Below are 18,016 nucleotides of genomic sequence, written 5' to 3'. Positions count from 1 at the left end.
CGCGATCGGAAGGATGATGTCAAAAAATTAATTGCATTTTAAATATAAAATATAAAGTTAAATGAAAAAAATATTAATAACGGGAGGCGCTGGATTTATTGGGTCTCATGTAGTTCGTTTGTTTGTTATCAAATATCCAGAATATCATATTTATAACTTAGATGCTCTTACTTATGCGGGTAATTTAGAAAATTTGGTGGATATTGAAAAAGAACCTAATTATACTTTTGTAAAAGGCGATATTACGGATGAAGCTTTCATTGCTGATTTGTTTGACAAACAGGAATTCGACGGGGTAATTCATTTGGCTGCCGAATCTCATGTGGATCGATCCATTGAAGACCCGCTGGCCTTTGTACGAACCAATGTTTTTGGAACCGTACATTTGCTGAATGCGGCGAAAAAGCAATGGTTGAATAAACCGGAAGGCAAACGATTCTATCACATCAGTACCGATGAGGTTTATGGCTCTTTAGGAGCTGAGGGACTTTTTACAGAAACGACCGGGTATGATCCTAATTCTCCGTATTCTGCCTCTAAAGCGAGCTCAGATCATTTTGTAAGAGCGTACGGTGAAACGTATGATTTTCCTTTTGTGATAACGAACTGCTCTAACAATTACGGTCCCAATCATTTTCCTGAAAAATTAATTCCTTTATTTATAAATAACATAATTAACAACAAACCATTGCCCGTTTATGGTGATGGGAATTACACGCGCGACTGGCTTTTTGTAGTGGATCATGCGAGCGCAATTGATTTGGTTTTTCACCGTGGAAAAAATCACGAGACCTATAATATTGGTGGCTTCAATGAGTGGAAAAATATTGATTTAGTGCGCCTATTGTGCTCTATTATGGATGGTAAACTGGGTCGTCCTGCTGGCAAATCAGCAGAATTAATTACGTACGTAAAAGACAGACCAGGACATGATTTGCGCTACGCTATTGATGCTTCTAAAATAAATAAGGAACTAGGGTGGAAACCATCGGTGACTTTTGAACAAGGATTAGAAATCACAGTAAGCTGGTATTTAGACAATTCGGACTGGTTGCAGCACGTTACTTCTGGTGCGTACGCTTCCTATTATGAAAAACAGTATCTGTAAGTGTAGCTTCGTACAGGATAGTAAAAGAATACTATAAAGAGACACTACAATTGTTCTGATTTTGGAAGAGTACGAATAGTATTTCATTTGCGGCTTTATTAGTTATTGATTTTCAAGTAATTAGTATTTTTAGATTCAGTCAAAATAATTTTTTAACATCGATTTGTTAGTCGGTAGCCATTTTAATGACCTTTTGTAAGTATATTTGCGCCCTGAAAATAATCCAGTTCTTATTCATTTATGTGAGTTTGAACTGCGTAGCGGTGGAGTAAAAGGAACACAAGTAATTAGAATTAGTAGGAAATGAGTCCAAATAAAAAAATAGCAATAATTGGTTTGGGGTATGTAGGATTGCCATTAGCAAGACTATTTGCCACAAAACATGCTGTAGTAGGATTTGATATCAATCCAGCTCGTGTTGCTTCCTTACAATCCGGTACGGATACGACCTTTGAGGTTGAAGATGCTGTCTTGCAAAAAGTACTCTTAAATCAGCCGAGTGATTCCAATGGTTTGTATTGTACCACTGATACAGCCCATCTGGCAAATTGTAATTATTACATTGTAACCGTTCCCACTCCAGTAGATAAAAACAATCGCCCTGACTTAAATCCGCTGTATAAGTCCAGTGCAACAGTTGGAAAGGTCTTGAAAAAAGGGGATATCGTTATTTATGAATCTACCGTATATCCAGGGGCAACAGAGGAAGAGTGTGTACCCGTTTTAGAAAAAGTTTCCGGATTACAGTTTAATGTTGATTTTTTTGTAGGCTATTCGCCAGAACGCATTAACCCGGGCGATAAAGAACACACGGTAGAGAAAATTTTAAAAATTACTTCGGGATCTACTCCAGAAACAGGGTCTGAAGTCAATAAATTATACCAATCTGTTATTACGGCAGGAACCCATTTGGCACCGACCATAAAAGTAGCAGAAGCAGCCAAAGTCATTGAGAACTCCCAGCGGGATATCAATATCGCTTTTGTCAACGAATTAGCCAAGATCTTTAACTTGATGAATATTGATACCCATGCAGTCTTAGCGGCGGCAGGAACGAAATGGAATTTCCTCCCTTTTAAACCAGGTTTAGTGGGCGGACATTGCATTGGCGTTGATCCTTATTATTTAGCACAACGGGCACAGGAATTTGGTTATCATCCGGAAATTATCTTGGCAGGACGTCGCTTGAATGATAGTATGGGGGATTACGTTGCGTCGCAGATTGTGAAATTAATGATTAAAAAAGGGATTTCAGTGAATGGCGCTACGTTATTAATGCTGGGAATTACTTTTAAAGAGAACTGCCCTGATGTGCGCAATACAAAAATTGTTGATGTGATCACTGCTTTGGCAGATTATGGAATTACGATCACCATTTTTGATCCTATGGCAAATCCAGCGGAAGTGCAACATGAATACGCCTTGGTAACGACTGCCGAATTGCCTGATCAAAAATTTGATGCCGTAGTTTTAGGTGTTGCACACCGAGAATTCCTAGCTATTGATTTTTCTAAATTGCAAAATACCAACAGTTTGCTGTATGATGTAAAAGGAGTTTTAGGGAATGTGGCTGACGGAAGACTATAGATCAGACACTCCCAAAAAGAATTAAAATACAAAGAGTCGTGAAATATGGAAAATAAGCATTCAATTACACATGTCATTCTTACCGGTGGTGTTGGTAGCCGTTTGTGGCCCTTATCCCGTAAAAGCCAGCCCAAGCAATATTTAGCATTGTTTGAAGGAAAGTCTTTGTTTGAAATGACTGTAGAGCGCAATCGCAATGTTGCAGATACCATTATGGTGGTCGGAAATAGCGATAATTGTCATTTAAGTAAAAAAGTATTGGAAAAATCAAACACTTCCTATATTGATATTGTAGAGTCCACTCCCAGAAATACAGCAGCAGCTATTGCTTTTGCCGCTTTTGCATCTGATCCAGAAGCCATATTGATTGTCACTCCCTCCGATCATATCATTGATAAGATGGAAGAATACGAAGCAGCTATAGGTGATGCTATTGAAAAGGCTTCAAAAGGATATATTGTAACTTTTGGAATTATCCCTACAAAACCAGAAACAGGCTATGGTTACATCGAAAGAAAAGGGGATGATGTCCTTTCTTTTAGAGAAAAACCAAATCATGTTACAGCAAGAGAATTTATTTCGCGCGGTAACTTTTTATGGAATAGTGGTATGTTTTGCTTTAAAGCAGGCGTATTTTTAGAAGAGTTAAAATCATTTACCCCCGAGGTTTATGAAAAATCCAAAATTGCATGGGAAGCCAATCAAAATGGAAAATTAGATTTAAACTTGTCCCTCGATATACCATCCATCAGTATTGATTATGCTGTTATGGAGCGAAGTAAGAAAATTAAGGTGGTTTCTTCTACCTTTGTATGGTCGGATCTAGGCTCTTTTGAAGCCGTTTATGATTATTTAGTGGCTCATGGACATCCTGCGGATAAAAATGGGAACATGGTCATAGGAACCACTAATTATACCGCTTTTGTCGGACTCAAAAATACTATTTTTGTACATACGGATACGGCTAATTTAATCCTTCAAAAAGACCATTCTCAAGATGTTAAGAATGTGTACAATGAATTGGAACGCGAAAATCCAGAATTGTTGAATTAAGAATTTTATTTGTTTATCTGTTTCTGAAATGTCGGGAATAAAGGGAGCCAAATTATTTTAAGACGAAATTGTAGTAAAATAAAACATACTAACTTTAAAAATAATTTGTTTTTCCCCAGCCCTAAAGGGAGCCAAATTATTTTTAAAGGAGAATATCTTTTTTATTCATAGTTTTTCATTTCACCTTTTAGGGCAGAGAAAAATGAAAAACGTTGTGTTGATAATTATAAAAAATAATTTGTTTTTCCCCAGCCCTAAAGGGAGCCAAATTATTTTTAAGACGAAATTGTAGTAAAATAAAACATACTAACTTTAAAAATAATTTGTTTTTCCCCAGCCCTAAAGGGAGCCAAATCTTTTTTAAACGAGAATATCTTTTTTATTCATAGTTTTTCATTTCACCTTTTAGGGCGGAGAAAAATGAAAAACGGTGTCTCTTTTACCTTTAGGGAGGGAAAATAAATGAAAAATGACATAATGATCCAAAAGCTTGACGGAACTAAATTATGCGGTATGAAACAGAAAGATTTACAGCACGATGAAAGCATGTGGAAGGGAGCTCCCGCTAGTGGTTTTGTAAAAGCTCAATCACTGCGCGAAAATTTGACAGAAGCTGAAGTTTATTTATGGGAAAAATTGAAAGCGAATCAATTTCATAGTTTAAAATTCAGAAGGCAACATCCGATTGGTATTTATATAGTTGATTTTTATTGTCATAAACAGAAACTAATTATTGAATTAGATGGACCGTATCATAATAATAAAGCACAAATTGAAAATGATCAAGAAAGAACAGATTTTTTGAATTTTCAAGGTTTAAAAGTTATTCGTTTTACTAATGAACAGGTGCTAATTCAAATTGATTTTGTCTTAAATGAAATCGGACAATATTGTATAGAGTAATCTTTTGTTCACTAGGTAGTTTTTCATTTCACCCTTTAGGGCGGGGGAAAAAATGAAAAACGGTATTGTTGAAAAATTAAAATGATAAGAAACATTATAAAAAATAATTTGTTTGCCCCTCCCGAAATGTCGGGACTAAAGGGAGCCAAATTATTTTAAGACGAAATTGTAGTAAAATAAAACATATTAACTTTAAAAATAATTTGTTTGCCCCAACCCTAAAGGGAGCCAAATTATTTTTAAAGCGAGAATATTTTTGTTATTACATAGTTTTTCATTTCACCCTTTAGGGCGCGGAAAAAATGAAAAACGGTATTGTCGAAAAATTAAAATGATAAGAAACATTATAAAAAATAATTTGTTTGCCCCTCCCGAAATGTCGGGACTAAAGGGAGCCAAATTATTTTAAGACGAAATTGTAGTAAAATAAAACATACTAACTTTAAAAATAATTTGTTTTTCCCCAGCCCTAAAGGGAACCAAATTATTTTTAAGACGAGAATATCTTTTTTATTCATAGTTTTTCATTTCACCCTTTGGGGAAGGGCAAAAATGAAAAACGGTGTGTCTTTTACCTTTAGGGCAGGGAAATAATGAAAAACTTCGTGTTGATAATTATAAAAAATAATTTGTTTGCCCCTCCCGAAATGGGGGGAATAAAGAGAGTCAAATTATTTTAAGACGAAATTGTAGTAAAATAAAACATACTAACTTTAAAAATAATTTGTTTGCCCCAGCCCTAAAGGGAGCCAAATTATTTTTAAACGAGAATATCTTTTTTAGTTCATAGTTTTTCATTTCACCCTTTAGGGCGGGGAAAAAATGAAAAACGGTGTGTCTTTTACCTTTAGGGCAGGGAAATAATGAAAAACTTCGTGTTGATAATTATAAAAAATAATTTGTTTGCCCCAGCCCTAAAGGGAGTCAAATTATTTTTAAACGAGAATATCTTTTTTATTCATAGTTTTTCATTTCACCCTTTAGGGCGGGGAAAAAATGAAAAACGGTGTGTCTTTTACCTTTAGGGCAGGGAAATAATGAAAAACTTCGTGTTGATAATTATAAAAAATAATTTGTTTGCCCCAGCCCTAAAGGGAGTCAAATTATTTTTAAACGAGAATATCTTTTTTATTCATAGTTTTTCATTTCACCCTTTAGGGCGGGGAAAAAATGAAAAACGGTGTGTCTTTTACCTTTAGGGCAGGGAAATAATGAAAAACTTCGTGTTGATAATTATAAAAAATAATTTGTTTGCCCCAGCCCTAAAGGGAGCCAAATTATTTTTAAAGCGAGAATATCTTTTTTTATTCATAGTTTTTCATTTCACCCTTTAGGGAGGGGAAAAAATGAAAAACGGCAAGTGCTTTAACCCTTCACAGAGGAGCAAAAATTAAAAACGGTAAGAGACTTCATCCTTTCGATAGGAAAAAATGAAAACAGATTTTAACAAAACTGCAAGTTGGCGATTTTAAATTAGTAATGAATACAAACTCCAAAATCTATATCGCAGGACATCAGGGCATGGTAGGCAGTGCGGTGTGGAGCACGTTAACTTCGAAAGGCTATACCAATCTAATTGGTGTTTCCAGTACGGAATTAGATTTACGGGATCAAAAAGCGGTTTTCAATTATATTGCCACTGAAAGTCCAACTGTAATAATTGATGCGGCAGCTCGTGTGGGCGGTATTTTGGCAAATATGAATTCGCCTTATGAGTTTATAATGCAGAACATGCAGATCCAAAATAATCTAATTGATTCTGCGCTACAATCAGGTGTTGAGAAGTTTATTTTTTTAGGCAGTTCTTGTATTTACCCTAAATTGGCGCCTCAGCCTTTGAAAGAAGAGTATTTATTAACTGGCGCTTTGGAGTCCACAAACGAATGGTATGCTATTGCAAAAATAGCGGGAGTAAAAGCATGTGAAGCAATTAGAAAACAATACGGCAAAGACTATTTCAGTTTAATGCCAACAAATTTATACGGGTCGAATGATAATTTTGACTTACATAGTTCGCATGTTTTACCAGCTATGATTCGGAAATTTCATGAGGCAAAAGAAAATAACAATGCTCCCGTAACTTTATGGGGAAGTGGAACGCCGAGGAGAGAATTTTTGTATGTTGACGACATGGCCGAGGCAGTTGTTTTTGCTTTGGAAAATAAGTTATCAGATTCCCTATACAATGTGGGAAGCGGAGAAGACTTGACCATAAAGCAATTAGCTGAAACGATTCAAAAAATCGTAGGACATCAAGGCGTGATTATGTGGGATGACACAAAACCAGATGGTACCCCGCGAAAATTAATGGATGTTTCCAAAATGAATGCGTTAGGATGGAAACACCGCGTTTCATTAGAACAAGGAATTCAGAAAACCTATAACTGGTTTTTAAAAAGTTTAGGAGTTTAGAAAATAGTTTAAAAGGATAGGAAAATAGTTATTTGGTTTGGAAAGAGTTCAATCTGCAAAAACACCTAACCACTTAAACAAATAGCACTTTAAACACTTAAATGCACAGTCCAGCAACGAACAAATAAAAACATGAAAGTAGCATTAGTAACGGGTATTACGGGTCAAGACGGTGCTTATCTAGCGGAACTTTTATTGAATAAAGGATATATGGTTCATGGCATTAAACGAAGAGCTTCTTCATTTAACACCAGTAGGATTGATCATTTGTATCAGGATCCTCATGAAAAAAACCCAAGGTTAAAACTCCATTATGGAGATTTGACGGATTCTATGAATCTGACGCGAATCATTCAGGAAACACAGCCGGATGAGATTTATAATTTAGGTGCGATGAGTCATGTCAAAGTAAGCTTTGATATTCCAGAGTATACGGCAAACGCTGATGGGATTGGAACCTTGCGAATTCTAGAAGCGGTTCGGCTTTTAGGATTAGAAAAGAAAACGAGAATCTATCAAGCCAGTACTTCTGAATTGTATGGTTTGGTGCAAGCCGTACCACAATCTGAAACTACTCCTTTTTATCCCCGTTCTCCTTATGCTGTAGCCAAAATATATGCGTATTGGATTACCGTAAATTATAGAGAAGCGTATGGTATGTTTGCCTGTAACGGGATTTTGTTCAATCATGAAAGTCCTTTGCGTGGCGAGACTTTTGTCACTAGAAAAATTACACGTGGCGTAGCCAAAATCGCTTTAGGCATGCAAGAAATCCTTTATATGGGGAATTTAGATGCCAAACGTGATTGGGGACATGCTAAAGATTATGTCGAAGCCATGTGGCGCATCCTACAACAAGACAAGCCCGAAGACTTTGTTATTGCAACAGGAGTGACTACTAAAGTACGGGATTTTATAAAATTAGCATTTGCTGAGGTAGGTTTCCACCTTCGATTTGAAGGAGAAGGAGTGGATGAAGTTGGAATTTTAGATGGTTTCAACCAAACCGTAGTGGAAGCAGTTTTGGATGCAGTGGCACCTACCATTGCAGTAGGAACAATACTAGTTCGAATAGATCCAACCTATTTCCGCCCGACAGAGGTTGATGTACTTATGGGTGATCCAACCAAAGCACAAACGCAATTGGGATGGAAGCCACACTATAATCTTGCTGATTTGGTAGAAGAAATGGTCGCGGCTGATGTAGCCTTGTTTAAAAAGGACTTGCATTTGATAAGTGCGGGACATTCGGTTTCTAAGCAGGAAGATTAATAAATCTAAATATATTTATATGCTAATACGAATTACTTGTGGCACGGGATTTATAGGGTCACATGTGGTAAAATAGTTTTTCAACAAATATCCGCAGTATCAAACATATAATTTAGATGCTCTGACCTATGCTGGACAACTTAAGTGTATTTCTGACATTGAAAACGAACTGAATTATACTTTCATAAAAGGAGATATAGTTGATTCCGTTTTTGAAGAATCTTTGTTAGCTGAACATCAATTTGAAGATGTAATTCATTTAGCGGCAGAGTCTCATGTGGATCGCTCTATTATAGATTCTATGTCATTTGTTAAATCAAATGTGTTGGGAACGATGAATTTACTAAATGCTTTTAAAACTATTTGGAATAATAATTTTGAGGGCAAGCGATTAGATCACAGCAGTATTGATGAGGTTTAGGTCTCTGTGTGTGTTGACGGAATATTCACAGAAACTACAGCTTACGATCTCAATTCCACATATTTTGCTGCAAAAGCCAGTTCGAATCATTTTGTTCGTGCTTATGGGGAAACTTTTGCTAGGCCGTTCGTGTTGACAAATTGTTCCAATAATTATGGACCGAATCATTTTCTTGAGAAATTAATTCCTCGTTTTATCAATAATATTATAAACATTAATCCGTTGCCGGTTTATGGCGATGGCAATTATACTCGTGACTGGTTTTTTGTCGAAGACCCTGCCGTGGCTATTGATTTAGTCTTTCATGATGGGAACAATCATGAAACCTATAATATTAGCGGATTTGATGAATGTAAAAATATCCATTCGGTCCAGCTGCTCTGTCAGATAATGAATAGGAAATTAGTAAGGTCAATCGGTACATCTGCAAAATTAATTATTTATTTAAAAGATCGTCCAGGACATGATTTGACGTGTGCTACTGGCGCTTCTAAAATAAATAAAGAACTAGTTTGGAAACCATCCGTAACTCTTGAGCAGAGTTTAGAAAAAACTATTGATTGGTATTTGTATAATAAAAAATGGTTGCATATTGTTACTTCAGGGGATTATCAAAAATTTTATGAAAAACAATATAATTAATTCTAACAATTAGTACAAATGAAAGGAATTATTTTAGCCGGAGGTTCAGGAACAAGGCTTTATCCATTAACCAAAGCAACTTCAAAGCAATTGCTGCCAATTAATGACAAGCCGATGATTTATTATCCACTTTCTGTACTAATGCTGGCAGGGATCAGAGAAGTATTGATTATTTCAACACCAACCGATTTACCAAGGTTTATTGAGCTACTTGGAAATGGATCGGATATTGGTATGCAATTTACTTATAAAGAACAACCCTCACCTGATGGTCTAGCACAAGCATTTATTATAGGAGAGGAATTTATTGGTAATGATGATGTGTGCTTGGTATTAGGCGATAATATTTTTTATGGTCATGGATTTTCAAAACTATTGGAAAAAGCTTTGAAAAACGTTATTGAAAAGAAAAAAGCAACAATTTTTGGATATTACGTTCAGGACCCAGAACGTTATGGAGTAGTAGAATTTGACGAGAAAAAAAAAGCATTGAGTATTGAGGAAAAACCATTAAAGGCAAAAACAAATTATGCTGTGGTTGGACTTTATTTTTACCCAAATAGTGTAATTGAGATTGCTAGAAATGTAAAACCCAGCGGTCGCGGAGAATTGGAAATTACAACTGTAAATCAGGAATATTTAGAACAAGGAAATCTGAAAGTTGAGTTGATGGGAAGAGGCTATGCTTGGTTAGACACTGGCACGCACGAAAGTCTTTTGGAAGCTTCAAACTTTATTCAAACTATAGAAAACAGACAGGGATTAAAAGTGGCTTGTCTAGAAGAAATTGCTTTTAATATGGGCTATATCTCAAAAGAACAACTATTATTACTGGCTCAACCTTTGAGAAAAAACGGATATGGCCAATACTTGCTCGAAATAGCCAATGAAAAACCTCTATATGAAATTTAAAAGAACAGCGATATCCGATTTAATTATCTGTGAACCTATAATAAGGGGAGATGATAGAGGCTATTTTATTGAAACTTTCCGACAAGATAAATTAGAAGAGTTTTTAGGTTTCAACATTAATTTTTGTCAAGATAATGAATCAAAATCTACTTACGGTGTATTGAGAGGTTTACACTACCAATTACCACCTTATGCACAAACTAAATTGGTAAGGGTAATTAAAGGAAGTGTTTTGGATGTAGCCGTAGATATTAGACAAGATTCTCCAACATTTGGGCAGCATTTGGCAGTCGAATTAACAGAAGAGAACAAAAAACAACTGTTGGTTCCAAGGGGGTTTGCCCATGGTTTCGTGGTGTTGAGCGAAGAAGCCATTTTTGCTTACAAAGTGGACAATTATTACAGTTTAGAATGTGAAAGGGGAATTGCCTTTGACGATAAAAAAATTGGCGTTGACTGGAAAGTAAAATTAGAGGACTTACAGCTTTCTCCAAAAGATTTGATACAACCAGTTTTTGAAAGTGCTGAATATTTTAAGGAAATTACAAAATTGTATGTATAATATAATAGCTACAGGCGTGAATAGGCAACTTGGGTATGAAAGAAGGGGGTTGGTAGAAAGTTATCCTCATACCATTTTTTCTTTACCGATGTAGCAATAAGTTTAATTGAAGAATAAATAAATAATTAAAGTACTGTTAACTGATAAAGAAGTTAAATATTTCAATCTCTATTTTTTGTAATAATATTGTTTATAAATAATTTGATAATTTTCAATACTGCTAATTATTGAAAGCTCTAAAGTACAAAGTAAAAATATCCTCGAAATCAATTAAAAGAAGTGATAAGGCTTTGAGAGCATGATTCACTAACTTTATCAAAGTATTTAAATTGGTTATAGATTGACAGTTTTATAAATAGGTTATAGAATACTGCATGTCGGCAGGACAAAAAAATATTTATCGTTTGATTATGATTATTAATTAAAAAATGTCTTTAAAAAAACAAGCTTTATCGGGAGTATTCTGGTCGTCCTTACAATTGTTTGGAACTCAGGGTGTGAGTTTTGTGATCTCGGTAATTTTGGCAAGGCTATTAATGCCTTCTGAATTCGGTTTGATTGCCATGCTGAGTATATTTATGGGATTGGGAACTGTTTTAATTAATGGCGGATTAACACAATCGTTAATTCGTACCCAAGACCCTGATGAGGAAGATTTTGCTACAGTGTTTTATTTTAATCTGGTTGGAAGTATATTGATTTACATCATCGTTTTTGTATGCGCGCCTTTAATAGCTAACTTTTATAAACAGGAATTACTTGTTTTAATCGTCAGAGTGTATGCGATTATTTTTATCATTAACGCTTTTGGTGCCATACAGCTTACACGACTCAATAAAATGATGGATTTTAAGACACAATTGAAAATATCTATCCCTTCTATTGTTCTTAGCGGTTTAACAGGTATCTCTTTAGCTTATATCGGATTTGGGGTATGGAGTCTAGTATGGAGTTCTATTGTTCAGGCTTTGGCAGGTACTATCCAGCTTTGGTACTGGGCGAACTGGAAACCGCTTTGGGTATTCAGTAAAGAAAAATTTAATCATCATTTTCAATTTGGTATTAAGTTAATGTTTTCTGGTGTTTTGGATGTCATTTTTACCAATGCGTACACTATAGTTATAGGTAAATTTTTTATTCCGGCTCAGGTAGGATTTTACAATCGTGCTGATACACTGCAAATGTTGCCTGTAGGAACTTTAAGTTCTGTTGTTACAAAGGTTACCTATCCTTTATTTTCGTCAATACAAAATGATGATGTTCGTCTGAAAAGTGTGTATAAGCGCATAATGCAGATGGTTATTTTTCTAGTAGCGCCCACATTGATTTTGATGGCTGTGCTTGCAGAACCATTATTTCGATTTTTATTTACAGAACGGTGGTTGCCTGCCGTACCGTATTTTCAGATTTTATGTGTAAACGGTATTTTGTACCCTATCCATTCGTACAATTTGCAAATATTGACAGTTAAAGGACGCAGTGATTTATTTTTAAGGCTAGAGGTAATTAAAAAAATAATCGTAGTAATGGTCTTGTTGGTTTCATTTCAATATGGTATTTATGGATTATTGTATGGGAGTGTATTAACCTCGGTACTTGCTTTTTTTATTAATACCCATTATAGTGGTAAGTTTTTAAATTATACGGGTTGGGAACAAACTAAGGATATTTTGCCCATTATTTTTGTTAGTGTTTTGGTAGGCGGGCTTGTTTTGGTTTCTGATTTGGTATTAAAAAATTATTATTTTATCGATTTTTTTAGACTTGCTTTGGGCAGTTTTTTGGGAATAGTTCTCTACATTACATCGGCTTATCTTTTTAAACTAAGCTCCTTATTTGAATTAATTACAATTGTAAAAAGACAATGATCAACGTAACAAAGACTTTTTTTCCGCCTATAAAAGAATATACTCAACAATTGGAGCGCGTATGGCGCAACCAATGGTTAACTAATCGTGGCGAATTACTTCAGGAACTAGAAGAAAAACTGAAAGATAAATTAGATGTTTCCAACATTATCGTAATGAATAACGGCACAATTCCCATCCAGATTGCTTTACAGGTACTGGGACAGCAAGGGGAAATAATCACCACACCATTCAGTTATGTTGCCACTACCGCAGCAATACTGTGGGAACATTGTACTCCTGTTTTTGTAGACATCCATCCGGAGTATTTAACCATAGATGAAACTAAGATTGAGCAAGCCATAACGGCTAAGACCACGGCTATATTAGCCACGCATGTATTTGGTAATCCTTGCGCTATAGAAGCCATTTCCGCTATTGCCGCAAAACATAATCTTAAAGTCATTTATGATGCTGCCCATTCTTTTGGCGTAACGTACCAAGGTAAATCTATTTTTGAGTATGGCGATGTCAGTACCTGTAGTTTTCATGCGACAAAATTGTTTCATACTGGCGAAGGCGGTGCGCTGTTTTGCAGCGACGAAGCCTTAAGTCATCAGTTGTTTTACAGCCACAACTTTGGACATAACGGACCATTGGATTTTCATGGGTTGGGGATAAATGGGAAGATATCAGAGTTGCAGGCTGCAATGGGATTAAGTGTTTTACCTCACATGGATGCTATAATGATCAGCCGAAAAAAAGTTGTTGATCTTTACACTTTGAATTTGGATTTTACTAAATTAAACGCCTTACTAATTAGAGAGAATGCCATTTGGAACTACAGTTATTATCCGGTAATCTTTGAAACAGAAACCCAATTATTAGCCGTTCAAAATGTATTGAACCAGAATGATATTTTCCCTAGAAGGTACTTTTATCCTTCACTTAATACGATCCCTTATGTGAATGGTAACAGTATGCCAATATCCGAAAGCATTGCTGCACGGGTAATGTGTTTGCCTTTATATGAAGGTTTGGAAGAGGAGGATGTTCTTAGAATCATCAATCTGATAAATGCAGAAATATGCTGATAATTGGAGCCAAAGGTTTTGCTAAAGAAGTGTTAGAAATACTCCATCAGAATGGAGAAACTGAAAATCTGTGTTTTTATGACGATATAAACGCTGACGTTCCAGAAAAATTATATGATATTTTCCCAGTTCTTAAAAGTTTGGAGGAAGCCAAAAAATATTTTAAAAATATTGATTGTCATTTTACTTTGGGTATAGGAAATCCAGAATTGCGTTTTAAATTGTTTCAGAAGTTTACTGGCTTGGGAGGTACGTTTATTTCCACTGTCAGTCAAAATGCTGAAATCGGCCACTTTGGGATACAGATTGCCGAAGGTTGTAATATTTTAGCCGGTGTAAAAGTTAGCAACGATGTAACGATTGGTGTCGGAACAATGATTTATTATAATTCTGTTATTACGCATGATGTTACCATAGGAAAATTTTGTGAAATATCTCCTGATGTTAAACTTTTGGGAAGATGTAAAATTGAAGATTTTGTAAAAATCGGTTCAGGTGCTGTCATTTTACCGGATGTTAGAATTGGAAAATTTGCTATAGTTGCCGCTGGATCTGTGGTTAGAAATAATGTGCCGACTAGTGTTATGGTAGCAGGAATTCCTGCGCAAATAAAAAAAATGTTAAAAATATAATATTGTAGAATTGAAAACATATTTCCCCAATCTTAATGCACTCAGATGCATAGCCGCATTTTTAGTTATTATTTTTCATATAGAGTTATATAAGAATTTTTTTCATTTATCAAATTTGTCAAATATTCCTTTTTTCAAAATTATTGGAAAGCTGGGTGTCGTTTTGTTTTTTGTTTTAAGCGGTTTTTTAATAAGTGTCCTTTTGTTAAAGGAAAAAGATAAACTTGGGAAAATTTTATACAAAGACTTTTATATGCGAAGGGTATTGCGCATTTGGCCTGTATATTTTTTAATACTTTTCTTAGGTTTTTTTGTCTTTCCAAATTTTTCATTTTGGAATATTCCTTCTTCGATGTTTCATCCGGTCTCAGAAAATTTTTGGATAAAACTTCTGTTGTATATAATTATCCTTCCTAATTTATCCGTAGCATTATTTAAAGAAGTTGCTAATGTTTCCCAAAGCTGGTCGCTTGGTACAGAAGAGCAGTTTTACCTTATATGGCCTCTTTTTATAGATAAATGTAGAAAGTTTTTATTACCCGGTATGATTGGAATAATCCTGTTTTATCTTGGATTTAAAGTTTTATTAGGGAAATTAGCCATTTATGATATCATTTGGCAACATCTTTTTAATTTTTGGTATCTTTTCAAAGTGGACTGTATGGCGATAGGTGGTATTTTTGCCGTAATTTATTACGATAAATATCATGCAGTAACAAAGTTTTTGTTCAATAAAGTTGTTTTTTTGTCTGTAGTAATCCTTACTCTATCTTTTTTAGGATTTGGTTTGAAATTCGGTTTTTTTCATTATGACGTGTATGCTATTCTTTTTGGAGTTATAATTTTTAATTTAGCCTGTAACGAACGGTATAAAAATCTACTGGAATACAAAATACTGAATTATTTGGGTAGTATTTCTTATGGGATGTATATGTATCATTTAATAGCGTTACAAATTGCTATCCGATGTGGTATTTTTTTTAAAAATAATTTGATAATTTATATATTAACTTTTGCTTTAACTATTTTATTTTCCGGAATTTCATACAGATATTTTGAAAAATATTTTTTAAAATTTAAAAGAAGTCATATTTAAAGAGCGTATTTTAAATGAAAATTTTATATCGTAGTAGCCTGTCTTAAATGTAGTAATGATTACTTATAATCATGAAAATCGAATGTAATAGTCCAGAAAAGACTTTTTAATTTAAGAATGCAATTTCGAAGGATAGTTAACTTTTTAAAACATTATTCGCTTAACAAAATGTATTATTTGGAAGAAAAATATCAAATATTATTTCGAAGCTCCTTGTTTGGAAAATAAAACTCAAAATAATTGAAATGATGCCTAATTGATTTTTTTTTAAATAAGTAGAAGACAGATTAAGATTTACGAACACGAATATTAGCATACTAATGCATTAAAATAGTAGAAAAAGATTTTCTCTTTTGAAAAAAAGTTTATATTCTTTAAATAAATTATAAAAGAAGACTGAAAGAAATAAGTAAAAGATTAGATATTAGAAATGATAAAAATTGCACTAAAAATAATTACTAAGATAAAAAGAAAATTAAATAATCTGGAAGTTGCGTATTTAAGAAGTAAACATTTAGCAAGATTTAAATACTCACAGAAAATTATTTTACTACTATTACCTAATGATGATAGTATTAATGGAGGGATACTATCCATAGTTTCTATTTTTAATGAATTTAATTCTTTAAAAGGACTTCATGAATGCGATGTTATTGCCGCTACACATACGTATCGTTCAAATGAGTATTTTTTAAAATTCAGTAAATTCAAAAACAATATGATAGTTTTTGATTTAAAAAGAGTATTAAAAAAAATACAAGAAGTAAAAGAATTGCATATCCACATCCCTGAATTATTTCTTAAAGAATTCATTGACAGCTTTGAGAAGGAATGGTCATCATTAGATAAGAAGAAGCTATTAAATATGGATGTTTTACACATCAACATTTTAAATCAAAACGATATGTTGATGCCTGATTATAAATATATTGATAAAATAAAAGAGTTAGTAACTGAAAATGTGACTATGACTGTAGCTCATAAAAAATATGCGACAATCGACAAAAGAAACAAGTACAATGTGTCGTTACATTATTTATCGGCTTGGTTAAATCCAGTACCTTATGAAGTTAAGAGTTTTGCTGAAAAAGAGAATGTAATCCTTTTTTCTCCTGATGAGTTAGCAAGATTAAATATTATCTATCATTGCACTAAACAGGATTTAATAGATATGTTAAAGATTGCCTTACCTGATTTTGAAATAATTGTAATTGAAAATCTTACCTATGATGATTATAAAGCATTAGTCTCAAAATCGAAATTTATGATTACGTTAGGTGAAGGACTTGATGGCTATTTTATTGAAACTGTTTTGTCAGGAGGTATCGCTTTTGCCGTTTACAATGATAAATTCTTCACGGAGGATTATAAAAATCTTCCAACAGTTTATGAATCAATAGATGACTTGTTTAAAAAAATAGTCAGGGATATTGATTCTTATAATGATAAATCTGAGTTTACTGCTTATCATCAAGTATTAAAAGATATAGTAGAAATTGAATACAGTTATCAAAAATATCAAAATAGAGTTAAAAATTATATTTTAGGGAACTATGACTTTAAATAAAAGTGTCTATGTAATTATTGTTACTTATAATCCAAAAAAATGGATAGATAAATGCTTCAATAGTTTACGCAATAGTACACTAGAGTGTAAAACTATTGTCATTGATAATGGATCGACAGATGGTTCTCAAGAAATAATCAAAAAAAACTATCCTGAAATTGACTTTATCCAATCAGTTGAAAATTTAGGTTTTGGAAAGGCAAATAACATTGGAATTGAAAAAGCCTATAGTCAAGGTGCGGATTATATATTACTTTTAAATCAGGATGCATGGGTAGATGATAAAACAATAGAGAAGCTTATTGAAGCTTTGAAAATAAATCCTAGTTATGGGATTTTTTCTCCTGTTCATATGAATGGTATGGGTTCAGATTTAGATTTTGGTTTTAAAAAGGCTTTGGGAAATATAAATTTGGATATCAAAATTGATACTGATGAAAAACATATTGAAGTAAAATTTGTAAATGCGGCTATATGGTTATTATCCAGAAAATGTATTGAGGTCGTAGGAGGATTTAGTCCAGTTTTTTTTCATTATTGCGAAGATAATAATTATTTACATAGGTTAGAATATCATGGTTTTAAAATCGGAGTTTTAAGAGATGCTGAGGGATATCACGACAGAGCTGATAGGGTAGAAAATGTTTTTTATTCGGACTTGTATCAAATTTTTGAGCGGGATATAGCGATGACGTTGTCGAATCCAATTTTGAGAATTAGTTATTTTAAGATTTTGATAGCTACATTTTTTAATTTAGCAATTGACATATTAAAAAATAATCCTGATAAACTTAAAAATAAAATATATTTAAGGGCTCTATTAAATACTGATAAGAAAAAGATTCTTATAAATAGAAATCTATCTAAAAACCAATTTGGTGCTTTTTTAAATTTAAAATTTTAATATC

General features: G+C 33.6%; 14 protein-coding genes and 1 pseudogene. All 15 read left to right on the top strand.

All coding sequences use genetic code 11. From position 1 onward, the window contains the following. Positions 1-61: 61 nt before the first annotated feature. The 15 genes and pseudogenes from rfbB (at position 62) to BUA03_RS09325 (ending at position 18,012) form a co-directional block, all read left to right on the top strand. On the top strand, positions 62-1,108 hold the full coding sequence (gene rfbB / locus BUA03_RS09395) for a dTDP-glucose 4,6-dehydratase (RefSeq protein WP_066082372.1): 1,047 nt from the start codon (positions 62-64) through the stop codon (positions 1,106-1,108). Between the two features lie 303 nt (positions 1,109-1,411). Then, a complete protein-coding gene (locus BUA03_RS09390) occupies positions 1,412-2,695 on the top strand; it encodes a nucleotide sugar dehydrogenase (RefSeq protein ID WP_066082370.1) in 1,284 nt (427 codons plus the stop codon). 45 nt (positions 2,696-2,740) lie between these two features. Beyond that, entirely contained in the window at positions 2,741-3,748 is a 1,008-nt protein-coding gene (locus BUA03_RS09385) for a mannose-1-phosphate guanylyltransferase (RefSeq protein ID WP_066082368.1), read from the top strand. Between the two features lie 462 nt (positions 3,749-4,210). Next, positions 4,211-4,651, top strand: a complete 441-nt coding sequence (locus tag BUA03_RS09380) for an endonuclease domain-containing protein (protein WP_245792602.1) — start codon at positions 4,211-4,213, stop codon at positions 4,649-4,651. A 1,479-nt stretch (positions 4,652-6,130) separates the two neighbouring features. Next, positions 6,131-7,063: a GDP-L-fucose synthase family protein gene (locus BUA03_RS09375; protein WP_066082366.1), complete on the top strand. Its 933-nt coding sequence runs from the start codon at positions 6,131-6,133 to the stop codon at positions 7,061-7,063. Positions 7,064-7,195: 132 nt separating this feature from the next. Next, a complete protein-coding gene (gene gmd, locus BUA03_RS09370; RefSeq protein ID WP_066082364.1) occupies positions 7,196-8,335 on the top strand; it encodes a GDP-mannose 4,6-dehydratase in 1,140 nt (379 codons plus the stop codon). 19 nt (positions 8,336-8,354) lie between these two features. Continuing rightward, positions 8,355-9,398: pseudogene (locus BUA03_RS09365) on the top strand (dTDP-glucose 4,6-dehydratase). An 18-nt stretch (positions 9,399-9,416) separates the two neighbouring features. Then, the gene (gene rfbA / locus BUA03_RS09360) at positions 9,417-10,310 is read left to right on the top strand and encodes a glucose-1-phosphate thymidylyltransferase RfbA (protein WP_066082362.1); all 894 of its coding nucleotides are present in this window, start codon (positions 9,417-9,419) and stop codon (positions 10,308-10,310) included. Further along, positions 10,300-10,872: a dTDP-4-dehydrorhamnose 3,5-epimerase gene (gene rfbC / locus BUA03_RS09355; RefSeq protein ID WP_066082360.1), complete on the top strand. Its 573-nt coding sequence runs from the start codon at positions 10,300-10,302 to the stop codon at positions 10,870-10,872. The genes rfbA and rfbC overlap by 11 nt, the downstream gene beginning before the upstream one ends. A 428-nt stretch (positions 10,873-11,300) precedes the next feature. After that, the gene (locus tag BUA03_RS09350) at positions 11,301-12,740 is read left to right on the top strand and encodes a lipopolysaccharide biosynthesis protein (protein WP_066082358.1); all 1,440 of its coding nucleotides are present in this window, start codon (positions 11,301-11,303) and stop codon (positions 12,738-12,740) included. Next, positions 12,737-13,813: a DegT/DnrJ/EryC1/StrS family aminotransferase gene (locus BUA03_RS09345; RefSeq protein ID WP_066082355.1), complete on the top strand. Its 1,077-nt coding sequence runs from the start codon at positions 12,737-12,739 to the stop codon at positions 13,811-13,813. Before BUA03_RS09350 ends, BUA03_RS09345 begins: the two co-directional genes overlap by 4 nt. Further along, positions 13,807-14,445 (top strand): acetyltransferase, encoded by a 639-nt coding sequence (locus BUA03_RS09340; RefSeq protein ID WP_066082353.1) that lies wholly within the window; start codon positions 13,807-13,809, stop codon positions 14,443-14,445. Before BUA03_RS09345 ends, BUA03_RS09340 begins: the two co-directional genes overlap by 7 nt. A gap of 10 nt (positions 14,446-14,455) precedes the next feature. After that, on the top strand, positions 14,456-15,541 hold the full coding sequence (locus BUA03_RS09335) for an acyltransferase family protein (protein ID WP_072675730.1): 1,086 nt from the start codon (positions 14,456-14,458) through the stop codon (positions 15,539-15,541). 430 nt (positions 15,542-15,971) lie between these two features. Continuing rightward, positions 15,972-17,108 (top strand): hypothetical protein, encoded by a 1,137-nt coding sequence (locus BUA03_RS09330; protein ID WP_066082349.1) that lies wholly within the window; start codon positions 15,972-15,974, stop codon positions 17,106-17,108. Beyond that, positions 17,095-18,012 carry a glycosyltransferase family 2 protein gene (locus BUA03_RS09325; RefSeq protein WP_066082347.1) on the top strand — a complete coding sequence of 306 codons (918 nt, stop codon included), beginning with the start codon at positions 17,095-17,097 and terminating at the stop codon, positions 18,010-18,012. The genes BUA03_RS09330 and BUA03_RS09325 overlap by 14 nt, the downstream gene beginning before the upstream one ends. Positions 18,013-18,016: the final 4 nt, after the last annotated feature.

The sequence above is a fragment of the Flavobacterium fryxellicola genome, from assembly GCF_900143245.1.
GTDB classification, from domain to species: Bacteria; Bacteroidota; Bacteroidia; order Flavobacteriales; family Flavobacteriaceae; genus Flavobacterium; species Flavobacterium fryxellicola.
This window is presented reverse-complemented; position numbering and strand designations above follow the sequence as displayed.